The 21,065-nt window shown below is 68.8% G+C and carries 19 protein-coding genes and 1 tRNA gene; 2 read left to right on the top strand and 18 right to left on the bottom strand.

What is annotated here, in order from left to right:
- Positions 1–24: 24 nt before the first annotated feature.
- Together ASE12_RS19185 and ASE12_RS19180 are read right to left on the bottom strand one after the other, a co-directional pair.
- Positions 25–1,443 carry a bifunctional cytidylyltransferase/SDR family oxidoreductase gene (locus ASE12_RS19185; RefSeq protein ID WP_056404251.1) on the bottom strand — a complete coding sequence of 473 codons (1,419 nt, stop codon included), beginning with the start codon at positions 1,441–1,443 and terminating at the stop codon, positions 25–27.
- Positions 1,444–1,470: 27 nt separating this feature from the next.
- Complete coding sequence (locus ASE12_RS19180) at positions 1,471–2,313, bottom strand: siderophore-interacting protein (RefSeq protein ID WP_056404250.1); 843 nt, start codon at positions 2,311–2,313, stop codon at positions 1,471–1,473.
- 35 nt (positions 2,314–2,348) lie between these two features.
- Here ASE12_RS19180 and ASE12_RS19175 point away from each other — a divergent pair, with 35 nt between their 5' ends.
- Positions 2,349–4,274, top strand: a complete 1,926-nt coding sequence (locus tag ASE12_RS19175) for a M13 family metallopeptidase (protein ID WP_056404987.1) — start codon at positions 2,349–2,351, stop codon at positions 4,272–4,274.
- A gap of 104 nt (positions 4,275–4,378) precedes the next feature.
- Positions 4,379–5,593, top strand: a complete 1,215-nt coding sequence (locus tag ASE12_RS19170; RefSeq protein ID WP_082582407.1) for an MFS transporter — start codon at positions 4,379–4,381, stop codon at positions 5,591–5,593.
- Here ASE12_RS19170 and ASE12_RS19165 read toward each other — a convergent pair.
- From ASE12_RS19165 to ASE12_RS19095, 16 genes are all read right to left on the bottom strand, one after another.
- Positions 5,590–6,705, bottom strand: coding sequence for an HTTM domain-containing protein (locus ASE12_RS19165; RefSeq protein WP_056404248.1), 1,116 nt, complete (start codon positions 6,703–6,705; stop codon positions 5,590–5,592). The two genes, ASE12_RS19170 and ASE12_RS19165, sit on opposite strands and share 4 nt — an antisense overlap.
- Before the next feature lie 2 nt (positions 6,706–6,707).
- The gene (locus ASE12_RS19160) at positions 6,708–7,526 is read right to left on the bottom strand and encodes a DUF5819 family protein (RefSeq protein ID WP_056404246.1); all 819 of its coding nucleotides are present in this window, start codon (positions 7,524–7,526) and stop codon (positions 6,708–6,710) included.
- Between the two features lie 101 nt (positions 7,527–7,627).
- Positions 7,628–9,052, bottom strand: coding sequence for an LPXTG cell wall anchor domain-containing protein (locus ASE12_RS19155; protein WP_056404244.1), 1,425 nt, complete (start codon positions 9,050–9,052; stop codon positions 7,628–7,630).
- 190 nt (positions 9,053–9,242) lie between these two features.
- Entirely contained in the window at positions 9,243–10,010 is a 768-nt protein-coding gene (locus ASE12_RS19150; protein WP_056404243.1) for a hypothetical protein, read from the bottom strand.
- Between the two features lie 61 nt (positions 10,011–10,071).
- Entirely contained in the window at positions 10,072–11,598 is a 1,527-nt protein-coding gene (locus tag ASE12_RS19145; RefSeq protein ID WP_056404240.1) for an alpha/beta hydrolase, read from the bottom strand.
- A 163-nt stretch (positions 11,599–11,761) separates the two neighbouring features.
- Positions 11,762–11,834, bottom strand: a tRNA-Ala gene (locus ASE12_RS19140).
- Positions 11,835–11,898: 64 nt separating this feature from the next.
- Entirely contained in the window at positions 11,899–12,546 is a 648-nt protein-coding gene (locus ASE12_RS19135; RefSeq protein WP_056404237.1) for a histidine phosphatase family protein, read from the bottom strand.
- Positions 12,543–12,896 carry a ribosome silencing factor gene (rsfS, locus tag ASE12_RS19130; RefSeq protein WP_056404235.1) on the bottom strand — a complete coding sequence of 118 codons (354 nt, stop codon included), beginning with the start codon at positions 12,894–12,896 and terminating at the stop codon, positions 12,543–12,545. The genes ASE12_RS19135 and rsfS overlap by 4 nt, the downstream gene beginning before the upstream one ends.
- Positions 12,893–13,513 (bottom strand): nicotinate-nucleotide adenylyltransferase, encoded by a 621-nt coding sequence (gene nadD, locus ASE12_RS19125; RefSeq protein ID WP_082582406.1) that lies wholly within the window; start codon positions 13,511–13,513, stop codon positions 12,893–12,895. The genes rsfS and nadD overlap by 4 nt, the downstream gene beginning before the upstream one ends.
- A 5-nt stretch (positions 13,514–13,518) precedes the next feature.
- Positions 13,519–13,662 (bottom strand): hypothetical protein, encoded by a 144-nt coding sequence (locus tag ASE12_RS20435; RefSeq protein ID WP_200955055.1) that lies wholly within the window; start codon positions 13,660–13,662, stop codon positions 13,519–13,521.
- Between the two features lie 9 nt (positions 13,663–13,671).
- Complete coding sequence (locus ASE12_RS19120) at positions 13,672–14,919, bottom strand: glutamate-5-semialdehyde dehydrogenase (RefSeq protein WP_056404233.1); 1,248 nt, start codon at positions 14,917–14,919, stop codon at positions 13,672–13,674.
- A gap of 22 nt (positions 14,920–14,941) precedes the next feature.
- Positions 14,942–16,030, bottom strand: coding sequence for a glutamate 5-kinase (gene proB / locus ASE12_RS19115; RefSeq protein ID WP_056404231.1), 1,089 nt, complete (start codon positions 16,028–16,030; stop codon positions 14,942–14,944).
- Positions 16,030–17,583: a GTPase ObgE gene (gene obgE / locus ASE12_RS19110; protein WP_056404229.1), complete on the bottom strand. Its 1,554-nt coding sequence runs from the start codon at positions 17,581–17,583 to the stop codon at positions 16,030–16,032. The genes proB and obgE overlap by 1 nt, the downstream gene beginning before the upstream one ends.
- A 100-nt stretch (positions 17,584–17,683) precedes the next feature.
- On the bottom strand, positions 17,684–17,947 hold the full coding sequence (rpmA, locus tag ASE12_RS19105) for a 50S ribosomal protein L27 (protein ID WP_056404227.1): 264 nt from the start codon (positions 17,945–17,947) through the stop codon (positions 17,684–17,686).
- A gap of 12 nt (positions 17,948–17,959) precedes the next feature.
- Entirely contained in the window at positions 17,960–18,268 is a 309-nt protein-coding gene (rplU, locus tag ASE12_RS19100) for a 50S ribosomal protein L21 (RefSeq protein ID WP_056215701.1), read from the bottom strand.
- 94 nt (positions 18,269–18,362) lie between these two features.
- Positions 18,363–20,969, bottom strand: coding sequence for an Rne/Rng family ribonuclease (locus ASE12_RS19095; protein WP_056404225.1), 2,607 nt, complete (start codon positions 20,967–20,969; stop codon positions 18,363–18,365).
- Positions 20,970–21,065: the final 96 nt, after the last annotated feature.

The raw sequence follows: 21,065 nt of genomic DNA, 5'->3' as shown, positions 1-21,065 counted from the left end.
CCGGCGAAGCCGGGCGTCGAGGGTCTAGGAGCCTCCGCCAACGGCCGCCGGGCCGTCCTCGCGCCTGATGTCGATGATGTGCCCGGTCTGCTCGGCCAGCAGGACGTCGAGCGACTGGCGGGCGACCTCCATCGAGCTCAGCAGCGTGCCCTCGGGCTCCTCGCCGAACGCCTTGGTGCGCATCGGCGTGCCCGTACGTTCGGGGTTGACGCAGTTGACCCGCACCTCGCCGGCCCACTCGTCGGCCAGCGCCTGCGTCAGGTTGACGACAGCGGCCTTGGCCGAGGAGTAGAGCGAGTAGCCGCCGCGACCGCGGGTGTAGGACGACGAGGTGAACAGCAGCAGCGAGCCCGACGAGCGCGCCAGGTGCGGATAGAACTCCTGCGCGATGAAGATCGGGGCGAGGTAGTTGATCTCGGTCGCCGCGAAGATCGTCTCCTCGGACGTGTCGGCGAGGTCCTCGATCACCAGGACGCCGGCCGTGTTGACGACGAAGTCGATCGACTCGGACTCCTTGAGCACCGCCGCGGCAGCCGCGGCGATGTCCTCGCGGCGGTCGACGTGGGTGTTGGTTGACGAGCGTGAGAACGAGTGCACGGTTGCGCCGAAGCCACGGGCGAGCTCGGCGATGTCGCCGCCGATGCCGTACGAGCCGCCGAACACGACCATGGTCTTGCCCTGCAGGGCGGCCCGGTACTGCTCGTCGGTCAGCTGGTCCGGAGTGTCCGCGGAGTGCAGCTGGAAGAGCTTGTCGGCGATGTAGACGTCGATCGGCTCGGTGACCTTCATGTTGCGCTCGTGGCCCTGGACGACGGCGATCGGCACCTCGGGCAGGTAGCGCAGCACGACCGTGCAGTCGTCCGTCGCGGTGAAGGCCGGGTCCTGCCAGGCCAGCTCGTACGCCTTGCGGATCACCGAGAGGCGGAACGCCTGCGGGGTCTGCCCCCGACGGAGCAGGTGTCGCGGCAGCACGTCGGAGATCGTGTGCACCTCGTCGGGGCTGTCGTGGACCTGCACCACGGTGTCCGCCGACGGGATCGCGGTGTCGACCGCCTCGTGCGTCGCGAGCGCGGCGACGACGTCGCCGATGATCGTCTGCGAGACCAGCGGGCGTACGGCGTCGTGGAACAGGACGTTGCACTCGTCGGAGCCCAGTGCCTCGAGCGCACGGCTCGTCGACTCGTTGCGCGTCTCGCCGCCCTCGACGATCTGGGTGACCTTGTCGTAGCCGCCGTTGTGGACGATCGCGCGCACGGGGTCGAGGTGGCCCGGCGCCATCAGGATCACGATCTCGTCGATCAGCGAGGACGCCTGGAACGCCGCGATGGTGTGCTCGATGATCGTCTTGCCGGCGATCTTGATGAGCTGCTTGGGGATCGAGAGGCCGACCCTCGTACCGGTGCCACCAGCCAGGATGACGGCCACATTGCGGAGTTCAGTCACCCGACGAGGTTACCGTCAGCGCACGGGTCAGGACGCCCCCGGTCGCATGACCGCGTCCTTCTGGGCCGACTTCCACTCACGGAAGCCCTCCTCGGTCGTCCCGCGCCGCCAGTAGGCCGACACCGAGACGTCCGCGCGAGCCACCCCGCGGTCGTTGAGCACGTGCGGACGCACCGACTTGAGCAGCGCCGACTCGCCGTGGATGAATGCCTGCGCACGGCCGGGCCACCAGTCCCACGCGCGAACCGCGCCGTCGAGCAACGTCGTCGTGCCCGCGGGTGCGTCTCCGCGGTGCAGCCAGTGGATCTCGAGGTCCGCGACCGTCGCGATCGCGACCTGGTCGTCCGGGCCCCCGACCTCGATGAATGCCGCCGCTCGGGCACCGGCAGGCAGGGCCTCGAGTCCCGCGCAGATCGCGGGCATGCCCGCCTCGTCGCCGACGAAGAGGTGCCAGTCGGCCGTGGGATCGGGCGCGTACGCCCCGTTGGGTCCCCGCAGGTGCATGACGTCACCGGGCTGGGCGTGTGCCGCCCACGGGCCCGCCACGCCCTCGTCGCCGTGCACGACGAAGTCGATCGCGACCTCCTGCGCCTCGGGATCGACCCAGCGGATCGTGTAGGTCCGCAGCACCGGCCATGCCTCGTGGGGCATCGTCTCGCGGACCACGTCGAGGTCCAGCGGCTCCGGATAGTCGAATCCCTGGGCGAGGAAGACGAGCTTGACGTACTCGTCGGTGAACGACCCGCTGAGCGCGAGGTGGCGGGTCAGGAACTCCGCGAATCCGTCGCCGCCGAGCACGACGCGTCGCATCGAAGGCGCCACGAATTCGGTCCGGATCACGGTCAGTCTGGCGGGATGGATCTTGCTCACCTGTGTAGCCTACTGGCGTGACCCACGGCATCGACATGACGCAGTTCGACCCCTCCATCCGCGTCCAAGACGACCTGTTCCGACACGTCAACGGCCCTTGGCTGCGCACCGCCGAGATCAAGCCCGACCGGGCCACCGCCGGCTCCTTCGTGACGCTGGTCGACGAGGCCGAGGCCAAGGTCCGCGAGATCATCGAGACCGCCAGCAAGGCCCCGCAGGACGACGAGCAGCGCAAGATCGGCGACCTCTACGCGAGCTTCATGGACGAGGAGCGCGTCGAGGCACTCGGCGGCGCTCCGCTCGAGGGCGAGCTGTCGCAGGTCGACGCCGTCACCGACATCCCCAGCTTCATCCGCACGCTCGGCACGCTCGACCGCCAGGGCGTCGGCAGCGTCTTCGGCATGTACATCGGTCCCGACAGCGGCCAGCCCGACCGCTACGTGACCCACCTCGGTCAGGGCGGCATCGGCCTGCCCGACGAGGCCTACTACCGCGAGGAGGGCTCGGCCGCGATCCGTGAGGCGTACGTCGGACACCTCACGACGATGCTGGGCCTGGCCGGGCTCGACGACGCAGCCGAGCGCGCCCAGCGCATCATGGATCTCGAGACCCGTCTCGCGAAGTTCCACTGGGACCGCGTCGAGTCGCGCGACGCCCAGAAGACCTACAACCTGCTGGCGCTCGACGGGTTGCAGGCCCTCGCGCCCTCGTTCGACTGGACGAGCTGGTCCGACGCGGCCAAGATCCCCGCACCCGTGATCGCGGAGGTCGTCGTCGCCCAGCCGTCCTACCTCGAGGGACTCGAGACGCTGCTCGTGCCGGCCGAGCTCGACGCCTGGAAGGACTGGCTGCGCTGGCAGGTCGTCCACAGCGCGTCGCCCTACCTGTCGTCGGCCTTCGTCAACGCCAACTTCGAGTTCTACGGCAAGACCCTCAGCGGCACCGACGAGCTGCGGCCCCGGTGGAAGCGCGGCGTTGGCTTCGTCGAGGGCGCGATGGGCGAGGCAGTCGGCAAGATCTATGTCCGCACCGAGTTCCCGCCGGCGTCCAAGGAGCGGATGACCGAGCTGATCGGCAACCTCCTCGAGGCGTACCGCAAGAGCATCGCCGCCTTGCCGTGGATGAGTGACGAGACCAAGAAGCAGGCGTACGAGAAGCTCGACACCTTCAACCCCAAGATCGGCCACCCCGACGAGTTCAAGGACTACTCGGCGCTCGAGACCGCGCCCGACGACCTGCTCGGCAACGCCCGGCGGGCGATCGCCGTCGCCACGGACCGCGAGCTCGCCAAGATCGGCTCGCCGATCGACCGCGACGAGTGGTACATGACGCCGCAGACCGTCAACGCCTACTACAACCCCACGATGAACGAGATCGTCTTCCCGGCCGCGATCCTGCAGCCGCCGTTCTTCCACGCCGACGCCGACGACGCGGTCAACTACGGCGCGATCGGCGCCGTCATCGGCCATGAGATCGGCCACGGCTTCGACGACCAGGGCTCGCAGTACGACGGCACGGGCGCCCTGCGCAACTGGTGGACCGACGACGACCGTGAGTCGTTCGAGAAGCTCACCTCCGCCCTCATCGCCCAGTACGACGCACTGACGCCGGAAGGCGCCGATGGCCGTACGGTCAACGGCTCGCTCACGATCGGCGAGAACATCGGCGACCTCGGCGGCCTCGGCATCGCCTACCAGGCGTTCCGGCTCACCGAGCCCGATGACGCCGAGATCGACGGGCTGACCCCCGACCAGCGGTTCTTCATCTCGTGGGCCCAGGCATGGCAGTCGAAGGTACGCCCGGCCGAGACCGTGCGTCGGCTGACGATCGACCCGCACTCGCCCCCGGAGTTCCGCTGCAACCAGGTCGTGCGCAACATCGACGCCTTCTACGAGGCGTTCGGCGTCACCGCCGACGACCAGCTGTGGCTCGACCCCGGGGCCCGAGTCACCATCTGGTGAGCGGGCGTTCACTGCTGGCGCGAGCCTCCGGCCCTCGAGCCTGTCGAAAGGACGTCACCGTTCCTTTCGACAGGGTCACGGAACAGATCGACTAGATTGCCGAGGTGACCCCACCTCCTGACCCTGCTCAGCGGAGGATCGTCTCGGTCCTCTCATTGGTCCAGGTGATCGGTGGCGTCGGCAACGGCGCGGGGCTCGCGGTCGGCGCGATCATCATCAAGGACATCAGCGGGTCGTCCGGGTGGGCCGGCATGGCGGTGGTGATGCTGACGCTGGGCGCGGCGGCGTTCACGATCCCGCTCTCGTCGATCGCCGCGCGTACGGGACGCCGCCCGGCCCTGACGCTCGGCTGGTTCGCGGGATCGGCTGGTGCGACTGTCGTGGTGGTCGGGGCCGAGCTCGAGTGGCTGTGGCTCATCCTGGCGGGCCTCGCGCTGTTCGGTGCCAGCACGGCAGCCAACCTGCAGTCGCGCTTCGCCGCTGTCGACCGGGCCGCTCCGGGTCAGATCGGCCGGGCCCTCTCGCTCGTCGTGTGGTCCACGACCGTCGGAGCGGTCATCGGCCCCAACCTGACCGGCCCCGGCGCCTCGTTCGCCCGAGCCGTCGGGCTCTCCGACCTCACTGGTCCCGTGGTGTTCTCCGCCGTGGGATTCGCCGCCGCCGGGCTGGTCACGTTCGTGCTGCTCCGGCCGGACCCCTTGGTGCATGCCAAGGACGCCGTGGCGCCACCACGTGGCATCCGCGCCGCGCTCCCCCACATCCGCGGCAAGACGTTCACCGCCATCTGGGCGATCGGGTCGTCCCACGCCGTGATGGTGGCAGTGATGGCGCTGACCTCGGTGCACATGAAGGACCACGGATCGAGCCTCGACGTCATCGGCGTGACGATCAGCCTTCACGTCGCCGGCATGTTCGCCCTCTCCCCCGTGATGGGTTGGCTGAGCGACGCCTGGGGCCCCGACCAGACGATCCTGCTCGGTCAGTCGATCCTGCTGCTCGCGGTCGCGGTGGCAGGGACCTCGGGTCACTCAGAGGTGCAGATCACGATCGGCCTGGTCCTGCTCGGCATGGGGTGGTCCGCATCGGTGATCGCGGGTGCGGCCAAGCTGACCGACTCGCTCGCCGTCGAGCATCGCCCTGTCGTCCAGGGCTTCTCCGACCTCGTCATGAACCTGGCCGGTGCCCTGGGCGGTCTGCTGGCCGGCATCGTCGTCGCGATCAGCGGTTTCGGCACCCTCAACGCCGCTGCGGCGGTCCTCACCGTGCCGGTCATCGCGCTGGTGCTGTCTGGCCGGCGAGTGGCCGCCTCGGTCGCCTAGTCTGCGGCGCTGGAGGCGAGACTCGGCTGCTTGCTGCGTCCCGGCAGCTTGGCGACGATCGGGTCGGTGACGTCGAAGAACAGGTCAGCGACAGGTCGCAGCTTGGCGCGTATCCACCGGTCGAACAGGATGAACGTCGAGGTGCTGACGAAGATCGAGTCGAACGCGATCATCGACAACGAGAACCACGGCAGCGCCATGAAGACCGCGATCGACAGGTGGAACATGATGGCGCAGAAGATCGCGATGCGCCGGGCGATCGGGTGCAGCAACGCGAAGCCGAAGCCGATCTGGACCACCATCGCGACGTACGTCGACAGGCCGACCATCACCCCCACGTGCGTCATCGCGTCGGTGAGGAACGGGAACGGCTTGTACTCCTGCAGCTGCATCGGGTAATAGATCGCGGTGCCGTGGAACCAGAGCGGCCCCTGCGCCTTGAACCAGCCCGCCGAGAAGTAGATCATGATGAGCTGCCATCCCAGGGCGATCAGGACGACGTTGTGCAAGCCGTTGGTGAACCACGACGGCAGCACGCGCTGGCTGTTGTAGAGGTTCTTGACGACGGCGAGGATGCCGCCCGAGCCGGGGCCCATCGGCTCCGCCTTGGTGCGAGCCCGACGCCGCGCGTCGAGCGACCAGTACTCGCTGGAGTGCAGGAACAACAGGAGCAGCGTGCCCACGCGCAGGATGTTGTCACCCTGGTCACCGAGGATCGGGATGCGCTCGATGATCGAGATGTGCCCGATCAGCATCAGGATGCCGACCAGCCTGGTGTGCCAGCCCAGCACGAACAGGAACGCCAGGAGGATGACGAGCAGGTAGTAGAACAGGAACGCGGTGTTGCCCAGGTGACTCGTGATCAGCCGGGGCGGCCAATACATGTCGTTGCCCTTCTGGGCGATGTCGTTCCAGACCGAGCCCTGGCCGAACATCAGGTTGCGCACCCGGAAGTTGGTGATCAGGATGCCCATGACCGAGCATCCGGCCAGGATGCGCGCCAGGGATGCCCCGTAGAGCGAGCGCTTGTCGGTGAGGAGCCACGACTCGAACCGGTCGTACCACTCGTTGACCAGGTCAAGGCCACGCGACGCGACGGACGGCTGCGACATGACTACTCACCGTCCTTCGTCGACTTGGGCGTCTTGGGTGCCTTGGGCACGTAGCCGTCGAACGCGGCCTGGGCGTCGGCGTTGCCCGGGATCGCCTTGCGGACGCCGACGCGGTAGTAGGTGAACGGCACGTCGAGGAAGTTCTCCTGGTTGCGCTTGGTGAAGTTGGGCACCGAGCGGTGGCCCACCTGGAACTCGACCGCCTTGACGCCCTTGCCCCAGCGGGCAGTGGCGTACATCGTGCCGTAGCGCGTCAGCATCTCGTCGTTGTCGAGATACTGGCCGACGGCCTGCAGCCCGGCGATACCCTTGGTGTTGGACTGCTTCAGCAGGTCGGCCAGCTTGCTGCGCGGGGACGTGTAGAGGGCACCGGCGATGATCAGCCGCTGCTTGTCGTTGAACTGACCCACGGTCGAGTTGATGTTGCCGCCCAGCCGTCGGGTCGCGGAGTGGAAGCGTGACGGGTTGACGAGGTACTTGATGCGCTGGTCCTCGTTGCCGGTGATGTCGAACCACTCGGTCACCTTGGTGCCCGGCTCGCCCGGCTTGCCGTAGTAGGCGCGGATCTTGACGTTCTCACCACCGCGACGCGGTGTGGGGGCGAAGACCGACCACGACTGCTCGAACGGGAAGATCTTGTTGTTGATGTACTTGTAGATGTTCTCGGAGCCCACCGCATCACGGAACGGGTTGGTCGGCTGGATCCAGATCGTGATCAACGCCGTATGGATGGCGAACACCACGCCGATCACGACGATCACCAGACGTCGCGCGATCGAAGGAACGGGCGTCGCGTGACGCGAGGGCTTCAGCTCTTCCACTCAAGTGTCCTTACGTGCCAGACGCTGTCCACGGCTACGCCGGAGCGTAACCGTGGACAGCGTCAGATGCAGTGTTGTGAGACTCGTGTCGCTCGTCGAACTCAGGCCTGCTGGCGGCGACGTGCACCGAAGATGACCGCGCCACCCGCAGCGACGAGGACTCCGCCGGCAGCAAGGAGACCGAGGTTCGAGCCACCGGTGTCCGGCAGCGCGTCGTCGTCGCAGTCGTCCGAAGCGTTCTTGAACTGGGTCGCGCTCAGGACGCTGGTGGTGCTCGTGCCCGTGAGGCCGGTGGTCAGGAGGCCGTCAAGCGCTCCCTCGACCGCAACTGCGTCGAGGTCGGTGTCACCGAGGATCGCGTTGGTGTTGGACACCGCGTCGATGTCGAGGCTGGCGACCGCGCCGCCGTCCGTCTCCGTGCCGGTGGCGAGGAGACCCGAGACGCCGACCGAGTTGGGGCTGGCGACCGCGGAGATGTCCAGGCCCGTGTCGATGAGCTCGCCCTGGGTCGTCGCGCCGGAGACGCCTGCGTCAGCGGTGACGGCCTCGAGGCCCTCGACGCCGACGGCGTCGTTGGCGGTGACAGCGTCGAGGTCGAGACCAGCGGCAACCTGGCCGTCAGTCGTCGCACCGCTCGTGCTGGTCACGGCCGTGATGCCCTGGACACCGATCGAGTTGGTCGAGGCGATGGCGTCGACGTCGGTGCCCGAGGTGACGAGCTCGCCGGTGGTCTGGGTGCCGGTGACGGCTTCCAGGCCGGTCGTGCCGTCGACGTCCGTGGCGACCGAGTTGGTCGAGGCGACCGCGTCGAGGTCGAGGCCGGCGGCAACTTCGCCGTCGGTCTCGGTGCCGGTGGTGCTCGTGGCGAGCAGACCGTCGAGGGCGACCGAGTTGGTCGAGGCGACCGCGTCGATGTCGAGGTTCTGGTCGATCAGGTTGCCGTCGGTCTCGGTGCCGGTGGCGATCGTGCCGGCCTCGTTGGCGCCGACGTCGGTGGCGATCGAGTTGGTCGAGGCGACCGCGTCGATGTCGAGCGCGTCGTCGTCAGTGCCGAGGGCGAGTCCGCCGTCGGTGTTCTGGCTCGTCGCGACAACGCCGTCGGTGATCGTCGCGTTGGTGCTCGAGATCGCCTGGATGTCGGTGTTCTGCGTGATCAGGTTGCCGTCGGTCTCGGTGCCGGTGGTCAGCTGACCCGCCTCGGAGTTGATGGCGTTCGGTGAGGAGACCGCGACACCGTCGATGAGGGTGACGAGGTTGCCGTCGGTCTCGTCGCCGTCGGCGTCAGCGTTGACGGCCGTCGCGTCGACGTCGGTGGCGTCCGTGTCGGCGCTGGTGTCAGCATCCGTGTCGGCGTCGGCGTCGGTGTCGGCGTTCGTGTCGGCACTGGTGTCGGCGCTGTTGTCGACACAGCTGTCAGCGGTGACGAGGCTCGCGGGGGCAGCGCTGGCGCTACCGGCGAAGCCGATCGACGTACCGGAAGCCAGAACCAAGGTTCCGAGTGCCATGGTGGCTTTGCGGATCTTCATGCGTTTCCTCGTCATTCTGCGTGTTCACGGGAGTTCAGGGAGTTACGTTACTTGCGCTGGCGCCCAGGGGCGACACGAGCGCTCAAAAATTATCACACTCGCGCCACTTCCGTGACATCCAGTCCGCATGTCGAATGAATTCGGCACGCGGGCTTTCTACACAGTAGTCAACGAGCGCCGCGCCCGGAGGTTATTGCGCAGCTGCGACGATCTCGACCTGTTGGGTCACCTGCACCTGAATGGCTGTCTCCATGGCTGCCAGGCGCTTGAACAGCTCGACGGGGCGGTCACCGAGCTGGAAGTAGAACGCCTTCTGCTCGTCGATCTTCTTGGCGCCGTCCTTGGTCATCGAGATGATGTCGTTGGCGTACGTCATGAGGTCGAGGCGCAACAGCTCGGCACCCTTGGGCGCTTCCTGGTCCTTCATGCGGTCGCGCGCCTTCTCGTACGCCGGGAGGACGCGCTTGCGGAGCGGATCTCCGTTGACCACGGGCTCGTCGCCGAGAAGGGTCCCGGGCCGCAACGCGACGAGCTTCTTGCCGGCCGCGATGAACTTCGAGTTCGGGATGGCCTGTGTCCGCAGATAGGTCTCGAGGTCCTTCAACGGCGCGAGTGCGGAGGCGCGGTGGTTGTCGGCGTCCTTGAACGCGTTGCTGTGCTCGCGCCCGTACGCCGTGGTGCGGCCCGGTCGCAGCCGCGGCGCGTCCGCGATCTGCGCCTGCACGACCTTGAGCAGCGCCGGGTAGCCGTCCTGGTCGGCGTCGTGCTTGCTCTTGATCTTCTCCGCCGCCGACGTCACGTAGTCATCGACGTCCGCCTCGAAGCGTTGCGCCACGCGGTCCGCTGCGTTGATCTGGTCCCGCTGCTCGGGAGACTTGGCCACGACGCTGCCCAGGCCCGAGAGCACGAGGCCGATGACGAACGTCGCGAGCAGCGCGAGCCTCAGTCGGGTCCTCATCGCTCTAGTGTGCGGGCCGACAGGTTCGCTGCGCCGTTTGGGCGCACGGCGCGCGCCGCCCTCACTCCGTGTCATCGCACGTCACCGCCCCGGTGGGCTGCTCGTGGAACAGGAGATAGCGGTTGACGACACCGTCGATGCACGAGTTGCCGACGCCGTAGCCGGTGTGGCCGTCGCCCTTGCGCGTCACGAGGATCCCGGAGGACAGGTCCTTCGCCAACGCCTTGGACCATGCGTAGGGCGTTGCCGGATCGCGGGTGGAGCCGATCACGACGATGGGACCTGCGCCCTCGGCGTGGACGGCGCGCTGCGGGTGCTTGGACTTCGCCGGCCAGTCCTGGCACTCGGCAGCAGACCACGCCATGACGCCGCCGAAGACCCCTGACGCGTCGTGATAGTCCGGCAGCAGCCGCGCGATGTCCCCGTCACCCGGGGCCTTGGGGAAGTCCAGGCAGCGGATCGCGAAGAAGGCCTGTGCGCTGTTGTCGCGGTAGGTGCCGTCCTGCCGCCGCCCGTAGTACTGGTCGCTGAGCGTCAGCAGGATGCTGCCGTCGCCGAACCCCGCCCGTACGAGACCGGTCGTCAGGACGTTCCAGCTGTCGGGGTCGTACATGGCGTAGGCGATGCCGTAGATCGCGGCGCCCTCGGTCAGCTCGCGGTCGAAGCGCGTCTTGATCGGCTTCTCCTCGAGCGCACCGAGCAGCTCGAGGATGTTGTCGTTGGCGGCCTTCTGGTCCTCGCCCAAGGGGCAGTCGCCGTCCTCGAGGCAGGCGGCGATGTACGCCTTGAGCTCCCGCTGGAAGCTCTTGGCCTGGTCGAACCCCTGACGCTCCTTGCTGCGCGAGGGATCCACCGCGCCGTCGAGGATCATGGCGCCCGCACGTTTCGGGAACAGGTCGGCGTACGTCGCGCCGAGCTGCGTGCCGTAGGACGCGCCGTAGTAGTCGAGCTTCTTCTCCCCCATCAGCGCGCGCAGCACGTCGAGGTCGCGCGCGGCCTCCTCGGTCGAGACGTGCGACGCGAGGGCTCCGGAGTTCTTGACGCACGCCTTGCCGAGCTTGCGGAAGCCGTTGCCCAGCTTGTCGACGAGCTTGAGCGTGTCGGGATCGGGATCCAGGGCGATCAGCTTGTCGAACGACTCGTCGGTCTCGCACGTCACCGGGTCGCTCTGCCCCACCCCGCGTGGGTCGAAGCCGACGATGTCGCGCTTCTCCAGCAGGTCCTTGGACGTCAGGGAGGCGAACGTGTTGACGAAGCCGACGCCCGAGCCGCCCGGGCCACCGGGGTTGATGAACACCTTGCCCTCGGCCTTGCCCGATGCCGCCGGACGCAGCTTGACTCTGAGGCGGATCGACGAGCCGGCGGGCTTGTCGTAGTCGAGCGGCACGCGTACCCAGGTGCACAGCGATCGCTCGCAGGGCGTCCAGTCGAGCTTCTGGTCGTAGAACCGGGCCAACCCTGCTGGTGCCTTCTCCCCCGTGGCCACGGGGATCAGGCTGCCCTCGCTCTCGCGGTCGTTCACGTACGCGGCAACGATGATCACCCCGGCCATCATGGCGGCGATGCCGAGACTGATGCGGGCGAGCACGGGTGACGGGGCCTTCCTGGTGGGACGTGGGCGAGGACCAGCCTAGGGCGTCGGTGCACACAACCGACTCGCGACGCACGAACGCCCCTCCGGAGTGCGAAGGGGCGTACCGGGACACAAGCCACGAGGCCCGAGCAAAGTTCGCTCGGGCCTCGTGATCTTGTGGAGCATAGGAGATTCGAACTCCTGACCTCTTCCATGCCATGGAAGCGCGCTACCAACTGCGCCAATGCCCCGCTGTGGCCCGTGTGTTGGGCCTCGCCAATGTTAGCCGTTGACCCTGCTCATGCCCAAACCGGGTCACTCGTCGTCGGACATCACGGGCTCTGGCAGCGTTCCTGCGTTCCACTCCGTGAGCCGCCACTGGAACCAGTCCTTGTGACGTGACTCCTCGAGCACGGACCACGCACAGTTGCCGAGGCCACCGAACGTCGACCAGTGCGCCTCGGGGATGTCGAGGAACGCGCAGGCGCCCGTGCGCAGGACCGCCCCGTGTGCCACGACGACCATGACGCCGTCGGCCGGCAGGTCCTCGAGCAGGTCGTGCAGGGCTGCGGCGAACCGCTCCCCCGCCTGGCGATGCGTCTCGCTGCCGGGGATCTGGGTCTCGTCGCCCTCGACCCAGGCCTTCATGCCGTCAGGGAACCTCGCCCAGGCCTCCCGCCAGGTGAGGCCCTCACGCTCGCCGAAGTTGAGCTCGCGGAGGCGCGGGTCGAGCTCGACGGTCGTGCCGGTCAGGTCTCCGAGCGTCCGCGCGGTGTCCGCAGCGCGTACGAGATCAGAGCTGACGATCCGATCGGGCTTGAGCGCAGCCAGGCGTGCGGCGGCGGCCTTGGCCTGCGTGACGCCGACCTCGTCGAGCGGGATGTCGCTCTGGCCCTGCACGCGTCCCTCGACGTTCCACGCCGTACGACCGTGCCGCCAGAGGATGACCTGGCGGGTCGTCATGTCAACGGGACCGTGGGACAGTCGCTCCACAGCCGCTCGAGGGCGTAGAACACCCGCTCGTCCTGGTGCTGGATGTGCACCACGACGTCGGCGAAGTCGAGCAGGACCCAGCGGCCCTCGCGCTCGCCCTCGCGGCGTACGGCCTTGGCGCCGAGCTCGATCATGCGCTCCTCGACGGCGTCCTGGACTGCGCGGACCTGCCGCGGGCTGGACGCCGAGCACAGCAGGAAGACGTCCGTGATCGCCAGCAGCTCGGACACGTCGAACGCGATGATGTCCTGCGCCAGCTTGTCCTCGGCCGCTGCTGCTGCCGCCTGGGTCAGCTCGACGGCGCGTTCTGTCGCGGTCATGAGGCCTTCCGATAGAGGTCGTGCTTGCCGATGTACTGGACGACGCCGTCCGGCACGAGGTACCAGACCGGCTCACCGCTCTCGACCCGGTGACGGCAGTCCGTCGACGAGATCGTGAGGGCGGGGATCTCGACCAGGGTGATGCGATCACGGGGCAGCCCCTCGAGCGTCACGTCGGTGAGCTCGTGGCCCGGACGCGTGCAGCCGACGAAGTGCGCGAGCTCGAACAGCTCTTCGTGGTCCTGCCAGGTGAGCAACGCCGCCATCGCGTCCGCACCGGTGATGAAGTAGAGGTCGGAGTCGGGGTGCAGCGCCGTCAGCTCACGCAGCGTGTCGATCGTGTAGGTCGGGCCGTTGCGGTCGATGTCGACCCGGCTGACCTCGAAGCGCGGATTGGCGGCCGTGGCGATGACCGTCATGAGGTAGCGGTGCTCGGCCGGCGACACGTCGCGGTCGGCCTTCTGCCAGGGCTCGCCGGTGGGCACGAAGATGACCTCGTCGAGGTCGAACCACGACTGGACCTCGCTCGCCGCGACCAGGTGGCCGTGGTGGATCGGGTCGAACGTGCCGCCCATGATGCCGACGCGTCGGCGGTCATTGCCCTCGCGGCGGGTCATGCCTTTCAGGAGTGCTCGCGACCCTTGCCGAAGGACAGCAGCGCGAGCATCAGGACGATCAGGATCGCCAGGGCGATCGCGCCGACCGCGTAGGGGTCGATGCCGATGTCACGCAGGGGCTCTTCAGCCGTCACGAGGTTCGAGAACATGGCGCCAATCTATCGCACGTGTCCGTCGCCGGTGACGACGTAGGTGGTCGTCGTCATCTCGGTCAGGCCCATCGGGCCACGCGCGTGCAGCTTCTGGGTCGAGATGCCGATCTCGGCGCCGAAGCCGAACTCGCCGCCGTCGGTGAACCGGGTCGAGGCGTTGACCATCACGGCAGCCGAGTCGACGCCGGCTGTGAACCGCGACGAGGCGACGAGCGAGGACGTGACGATCGCCTCGGTGTGCCCTGACGAGTACGTACGGATGTGCGCGATCGCGTCCTCGATCGAGTCGACGACGCGTGCGGAGATGTCGAGGGAGAGGTACTCGGCGGCGTAGTCCTCGTCGGTCGCCGGCACGATGTCGGGCTGGACGGCGCAGAACGACTCGTCGCCGTGGATCGTGACGCCGGCGTCCTGCAGCGCGGACACGACCCGAGGCACGAACTCGTCGGCGACGGCCTTGTGCACCAGCAGCGACTCCGCCGCGTTGCACACGCTGGTGCGCTGGGTCTTGGAGTTGAGCACGATGTCGAGCGCCATGTCGAGGTCGGCGTCGGCGTCGACATAGACGTGGCAGTTGCCCACGCCGGTCTCGATGACCGGCACGGTCGACTCCTCGACGACGGCCCGGATCAGGCCCGCACCGCCACGCGGGATCACGAGGTCGACGAGACCGCGTGCCTGCATCAGGTGCGTCGCCGACGAGCGGTCGTCCGCGGGGATCCCCTGGATCGCATCTGCGGGCAGTCCTGCGGTCTCGAGGGCGCTGCGCATGATCTCGACGATCGCCGCGTTGGAGCGCGCCGCAGACGACGAGCCGCGAAGCAGCACGGCGCTGCCGGCCTTGAGGCAGATCCCGGCGGCGTCGGCGGTCACGTTGGGGCGGCCTTCGTAGATCATGCCGATGACGCCCATCGGGACCCGGATCTGCTGCATGCGCAGTCCGTTGGCCAGGGTCGCGCCACGTACGACCTCGCCCACCGGGTCCGGCAGCGCGGCGATGTCGCGGAGCCCGTCGGCGAACGCCGCCACGCGTGCGGGATCGAGGCGCAGCCGGTCGATGACGTTCTCCCCGGTGCCGGCAGCACGGGCCGCCTCGACGTCGAGGTCGTTGGCGGCGACGATCGGGGCGGTGCCGGCGACCAGCGCGTCGGCCATGGCGTGCAGCGCTGCGTCCTTGCCGGCCCGCGGGGTCACGGCAAGCGTCGCGGCGGCGACCCTGGCCCGCCGTGCTGCGGTGTGGACCTGCTCCTTCATGCGCCAATCCTAGAAGTCATCGTCAGATCACCATCATGTCGTCGCGGTGCACGACCTCGCGCTCGTACTCGGCACCGAGCTCGGCGGCCAGGTCGCGCGTCGACCGGCCGAGCAGCGAGGGCAGCTCGGCGCTGTCGTAGTTGACGATGCCGCGGGCGATCACCACGGCGTCGGGGCCGACCAGGTCGACGGGATCGCCGGCCACGAACGTGCCCGTGACACCGGTGATGCCCGCCGGGAGCAGCGACGCCTTGCGGACCGTGAGCGCGCGTACAGCACCGGCGTCGAGGTGCACGGCGCCCTTGGTGTTGCTGGCGTGGGCGAGCCACAGGAGCCGGGTCGGCCGTCGGCGGCCCGTCGGGTGGAACCGCGTGCCGACGGGCTGGCCCTCGAGCGCCGCCGCGGCCCGAGGAGCGGCGGTGAGGACGACCGGGATCCCGGCGCCCGTCGCGATGCGGGCTGCCTCGATCTTGGTGACCATGCCTCCGGTGCCGATCGCCGACGCGCTCGGGCGGACGATGTCGAGCTCAGCGATGTCGGCCTCGCCGTGCACGTCGGACACGATGGCGGCACCCTCGCGGCGGGGGTCGCCGTCGTAGAGACCGTCGACGTCCGAGAGCAGGACGAGGAGGTCTGCGTGGACCAGGTGCGAGACGAGGGCCGCGAGCCGGTCGTTGTCGCCGAAACGGATCTCGCTGGTCGCCACGGTGTCGTTCTCATTGACGATCGGCACTACGCCGAGCTCGAGCAGGCGCGCGAACGTCTGATAGGCGTTGCGGTAGTGGCTGCGGCGGGTCACGTCGTCGGCGGTGAGCAGCACCTGGCCGACCACGAGACCGTGCTGGGCGAACCGCTGGGCGTAACGGGCGATCAGCGCGCCCTGGCCCACGCTCGCGGCGGCCTGCTGGGTCGCGAGGTCACGGGGACGGCGCGGCAGCGACAGCGGAGCGAGCCCGGCCGCGATGGCGCCGGAGCTGACGAGGACGATCTCGTCGCCCCGCTCACGGCCGGCAGCCAGGGCGTCGACCAGGGCGTCGACGCGTTGGCCGTCGAGGCCGCCCTCAGCCGAGCTGAGCGACGACGAGCCGACCTTGACGACGATCCGGCTCATCAGCGCGGGTCCTCGTCGTCGAGCTCACCGTCCGCAGGGTCATCGATGAGGGACGGATCGTCCTCGGGGAAGTCCCAGCCGGGCTCACGGCCCTCAGCGCGGGCCTCGCGCTTCTCGGCCTCGTACGCCCGCCGCGCGGCGAGCTCCTCGCGGCGCTGCACGTTGGTGCGTCGGTCGGACTGGTCGATGCGCAGGTCCTCGCCTCGACGGCCCAGGACCTCGGCGCCCGCCGGGATCTGGGGATCGAAGTCGAACATGACGGCGTCGTTCTCGTCGCCGATGATGACGTCGTCGCCGGCCTTGGCGCCGAGCTTGAGCAGCTCGTCCTCGACGCCGAGGCGGTTGAGCCGGTCGGCGAGGAAGCCGACGGCCTCGTCGTTGCTGAAGTCGGTCTGGCGTACCCAGCGCTTGGGCTTGTCGCCGCGTACGACCCACTGACCGTCGCGCTGCGTGATCGTGAACTCGCGGCCGACGCCGGCCTCGGCCTTGGGCCGCAGCACGATGCGGGTGACCTCGGCCACCGGTGTGGCGGCACGACGTGAGGCGACGATCTCGGCCATCGCGAACGACAGCTCGCGCAGGCCCGCGTGGCTCGCAGCGGAGACGTCGAAGACCTCCAGCCCGCGCGCCTCGAGATCGGCGCGGACGAAGCCGGCGATCTCCTTGGCATCGGGGACGTCGGTCTTGTTGAGCGCCACGAGGCGAGGACGGTCGCTGAGGTCGCTGCCGGTCGACTCGGCGTACTTGGTGAGCTCGGCCTCGATGATGTCGAGGTCGGTCAACGGATCGCGACCGGGATCGACCGTCGCGCAGTCGATGACGTGCACCAGCGCGGCGCACCGCTCGACGTGGCGGAGGAAGTCATGGCCGAGGCCGCGACCCTCGCTGGCGCCTTCGATGAGGCCGGGAACGTCCGCGACCGTGAAGGTCGTGGAGCCCGCCGAGACGACACCGAGGTTGGGCACCAGGGTCGTGAACGGGTAGTCGGCGATCTTGGGCCGGGCCCGCGACAGGGCTGCGATGAGGCTGGACTTGCCGGCACTGGGGAAGCCCACCAGGCCGATGTCGGCGACGACCTTGAGCTCGAGCGTGAACGTCAGCTCGTCGCCGGGCTCGCCCTTGAGCGCGAAACCGGGGGCCTTGCGCTTGGACGAGGCGAGAGCGGCGTTGCCGAGACCGCCGCGGCCGCCGGCGGCGATGACCAGCTCGGTGCCGGGTCCGACGAGGTCGGCCAGCACCTCGCCGTCCTCGCTGCGTACGACGGTGCCCTCAGGCACGCGCAGCACGAGGTCCTCGCCGTTGCTGCCGCTGCGGTTGCTGCCGGCACCGGGCGCACCATTGGTGGCCTTGCGGTGCGGCTCGTGGTGGTAGTCGACGAGGGTCGTCACGTCGGCCGCGACGCGCAGGATGACGTCGCCGCCGTGCCCGCCGTTGCCGCCGTCGGGACCGCCGAGGGGCTTGAACTTCTCGCGGTGGACCGAGGCCACACCGTCACCGCCGGAGCCGGCCGAGACGTGGAGCGTGACCTTGTCGACGAAGCTGGGGACAGCCACCGGCCGCTCCTTTCGTGTGGGCCCGGTCAGGGCCGCCAAATGGGACGAAGGGGCAGCCCGCAGCTGCGGACTGCCCCTTCAAAGAGAGTGTTCGCTCGTGTTACTCCGCCGGGACGCCGGGGACGATGTTGACGACCTTGCGGCCACGACGACGTCCGAACTCGACCGCACCTGCGGAGAGCGCGAAGAGCGTGTCGTCACCGCCACGGCCGACGTTGGTGCCGGGGTGGAAGTGCGTGCCGCGCTGGCGGACGATGATCTCGCCGGCGTTGACCAGCTGACCGCCGAAGCGCTTGACGCCGAGGCGCTGTGAGTTGGAATCGCGGCCGTTCTTGGTGGAGGCTGCGCCCTTTTTGTGTGCCATGTGCTCAGTCCCCTACTTCTTGATCCCGGTGATCTTCACCTGGGTGTACTTCTGACGGTGACCCTGACGCTTCTTGTAGCCGGTCTTGTTCTTGTACTTCTGGATCACGATCTTGGGACCCTTGGAGAGGCCCAGGACCTCGGCGGTCACCGTGATCTTGGCGAGCGAGTCAGCGTCAGCCGTGACGGTGTCGCCGTCGACGAACAGCACCGCGGGAAGGGACAGCGTCTCGCCCTCGGCCTGTGCGACCTTGTCGATCTGGATGACGTCGCCGACGGCTACCTTCTGCTGGTTGCCGCCACTGCGGACGATTGCGTACACCACGGGATTCCTCACTCGTTTCAACTCTTGGGGCACGACCGCTCGGGAAGCGGCACGCGCGAGAACGGCACGCAGAGCGCACCGAAGGACTAGTTTACGGAGCCTGACCCTCGCTGGTCAAAACGGGGGCGTCCCCCGCCTGGTCAGAAGGCTCAGAAGCTGTGTTCGCGACCTGTCCGGACGCCGGCTCGACGGCCGGCGGAGGACCCGCCGGTTTGGAGGCCGAGCCCCGCTTGCGGGTCGCCTTCTTGGCCGGGGCCGCAGCCTCGACGTCGGGCGTACGGTCGGGTGCCGGCGTCTCTGCGGGTGCGCTGTCAACCGGCTTGGGGTCCGGCGTCGTCGCCTCAGCAGAGGAATCCTGGACGGCATCGTCCTTGGCCGGCTCGCTGCTCGCCGAGTCGCTCTTGGGCTTGTCGTTGCGGTTGGAGCGGCCCGAGTCGTTGCGGCCAGAGTCGTTGCGGCCCGAGTCGTCCTTGGCCGAGTCGCTGCCGCCGCCCTTGGCGCCGCCCTGGTTGCCGTTGCCACGGCCTCCGCCGCCGTTTCCGCCGCCGCTGTTGCCGCCACCGCCGTTGCCGCCACCACCGCCGCGCGCACCTCGCCCGCCGCGACGCTGCTCGTCCTTCTTGGGCTCGACCGGCGCGTCCTGGATCAGGACGCCACGGCCGTGGCAGTGCTCGCACTCGTGGCTGAACGACTCGAGCAGGCCCGTGCCGATGCGCTTGCGGGTCATCTGGACGAGGCCCAGCGACGTCACCTCGGCGACCTGGTGGCGCGTACGGTCGCGGCCGAGGCACTCGACCAGACGACGCAGCACGAGGTCGCGGTTGCTCTCGAGCACCATGTCGATGAAGTCGACGACGATGATGCCGCCGATGTCACGCAGCCGGAGCTGGCGCACGACCTCCTCGGCGGCTTCGAGGTTGTTCTTGGTCACGGTCTCCTCGAGGTTGCCCCCGGAGCCGGTGTACTTGCCGGTGTTGACGTCGACGACCGTCATGGCCTCGGTGCGGTCGATGACCAGCGAGCCGCCCGACGGGAGGAACACCTTGCGATCGAGCGCCTTGTGGATCTGCTCGTCGAGCCGGTAGGCCGTGAACGCGTCCTGCCCCTCGGGGTGCTCCCAGCGCTTGACTCGCTCGGCGAGATCGGGCGCGACGTGGTCGATGTAGCCCTTGATCATGTCCCAGGCGTCGTCGCCCTCGACGACGAGACCGTGGAAGTCCTCGTTGAACAGGTCGCGGACGACCTTGATCATGAGGTCGGGCTCGGAGTAGAGCAGGTCGGGCGACTTGCCGGCCTCGACCTTGCGCTGGATGTCCTCCCAGCGTGCCGTGAGCCCCGTGACGTCGCGGGTCAGCTGGTCCTCGGTCGCTCCCTCGGCGGCGGTGCGCACGATGACGCCCGTGTCGTCCGGGAGGACCTCCTTGAGGAGGGTCTTGAGCCGCGCGCGCTCGTTCTCGGGCAGCTTGCGGGAGATCCCGCTGGTCTGGCCGCCCGGCACGAGGACCAGGAAGCGGCCCGGCAGGCTGACCTGGCTCGTGAGGCGTGCGCCCTTCTGGCCGATCGGGTCCTTGGTGACCTGGACGAGGATCGTCTGGCCGGGCTTGAGCGCGTCCTCGATCTTGCGCTGCTTGCCGTTGCCGAAGGTCGTCCAGTCCACCTCACCGGCGTAGAGCACGGCGTTGCGGCCCGCGCCGATGTCGACGAAGGCCGCCTCCATGCTCGGCAGGACGTTCTGGACCTTGCCGAGGTAGACGTTGCCGATGATCGAGATCTGTGACTCGCGAGCGACGTAGTGCTCGACGAGGACGTTGTCCTCGATCACGGCGATCTGCGTGTAGTCGTCGCGCTGGCGCACGACCATCTCGCGCTTGACCGACTCGCGGCGGGCGAGGAACTCGGCTTCGGAGACGATCGGGGCCCGGCGACGGCCGGCCTCGCGGCCTTCGCGGCGGCGCTGCTTCTTGGCCTCGAGACGGGTCGACCCGGCGACGCCGGTGATCTCGTCCTCGGCGCTGCGGCCGTTGCGGACGCGGACGACGGTGTTCTCGGGATCGTCGGGTGAGACGTCGGCGCCTTCGCCGGCGCGAGCCCGGCGGCGGCGACGACGGGTGCCGCCGTTGCCGTCGTCCTCGGAGTCGTCGTCAGCATCGGAGTCGTTGTCGTTCGACGCCTCGTCGCCCTCGCTGTCACCCTTGCGACGACGGCGGCCGCCACGGCTGCGGCGGCGGCGCTTGGGCGCGTCGGGGTCGTCGTCGTCCTCGTCGTCGGAGTCGTTGTCGACATCGACCTGTGCGGGCTTGGGCCGCGCCGGGGCCAGGCCGGGCTCGGGTGCCTTGAACATCGCCGCGGTCGCCGAGACCGGAGTCGTCTCCTCGGCCTCAGGCTTGGCGTCGGCTGCCTTGGCCGCCGACTTCTTGGCAGTCCTCTTGGCTGGCGCTGCAGCCTCGTCGGCCGCCGGCTGCTCGTCCTTGGCTGCGGCCGCCTTCTTGGCGGGTGCCTTCTTGACCGGCCGCTCGGAGGGCGACTCGTCGTCAGCCCTCTCGTCCTTAGCGTTCGCCTTGGCCTTGGTCCGGGGGGCCGCTGCAGGAGCGGAGAAGCTGACTGCGGCGGGCGGTCCTGCGGGCCGGCCGGCGGCCCTGCGTCGTGCGGGCGGTGCTTCGGTGGTGGATTCAGCCGGTGTTTCGTTGTCGTCGAGCATGTGCTCTCCTTCGCCCGTGGCCGATCGAGATCGGCCTGGGCACGTCTGCGGCCCGGCAAGCGGGCCTGAAGCCTTCGGTCAACCCCAGCGCCACGC

Source organism: Aeromicrobium sp. Root236 (genome assembly GCF_001428805.1).
Taxonomy (GTDB): domain Bacteria; phylum Actinomycetota; class Actinomycetes; order Propionibacteriales; family Nocardioidaceae; genus Aeromicrobium.
The sequence above is the reverse complement of the archived record's forward strand: the minus strand, read 5'-3'. Positions and strand labels throughout refer to the sequence as shown.

Excerpts from the sequence above, each read along its gene's own strand:
- ASE12_RS20435 (WP_200955055.1), bottom strand. The coding sequence starts at position 13,662 with ATGTTCTCGAACCTCGTGACGGCTGAAGAGCCCCTGCGTGACATCGGC.
- ASE12_RS19095 (WP_056404225.1), bottom strand. The coding sequence starts at position 20,969 with ATGCTCGACGACAACGAAACACCGGCTGAATCCACCACCGAAGCACCG.
- ASE12_RS19150 (WP_056404243.1), bottom strand. The coding sequence starts at position 10,010 with ATGAGGACCCGACTGAGGCTCGCGCTGCTCGCGACGTTCGTCATCGGC.
- nadD (WP_082582406.1), bottom strand. The coding sequence starts at position 13,513 with ATGACCCGCCGCGAGGGCAATGACCGCCGACGCGTCGGCATCATGGGC.
- ASE12_RS19120 (WP_056404233.1), bottom strand. The coding sequence starts at position 14,919 with ATGAAGGAGCAGGTCCACACCGCAGCACGGCGGGCCAGGGTCGCCGCC.
- proB (WP_056404231.1), bottom strand. The coding sequence starts at position 16,030 with ATGAGCCGGATCGTCGTCAAGGTCGGCTCGTCGTCGCTCAGCTCGGCT.
- rpmA (WP_056404227.1), bottom strand. The coding sequence starts at position 17,947 with ATGGCACACAAAAAGGGCGCAGCCTCCACCAAGAACGGCCGCGATTCC.
- ASE12_RS19155 (WP_056404244.1), bottom strand. The coding sequence starts at position 9,052 with ATGAAGATCCGCAAAGCCACCATGGCACTCGGAACCTTGGTTCTGGCT.
- ASE12_RS19165 (WP_056404248.1), bottom strand. The coding sequence starts at position 6,705 with ATGTCGCAGCCGTCCGTCGCGTCGCGTGGCCTTGACCTGGTCAACGAG.
- ASE12_RS19175 (WP_056404987.1), top strand. The coding sequence starts at position 2,349 with ATGACGCAGTTCGACCCCTCCATCCGCGTCCAAGACGACCTGTTCCGA.
- rsfS (WP_056404235.1), bottom strand. The coding sequence starts at position 12,896 with ATGACCGCGACAGAACGCGCCGTCGAGCTGACCCAGGCGGCAGCAGCA.
- ASE12_RS19135 (WP_056404237.1), bottom strand. The coding sequence starts at position 12,546 with ATGACGACCCGCCAGGTCATCCTCTGGCGGCACGGTCGTACGGCGTGG.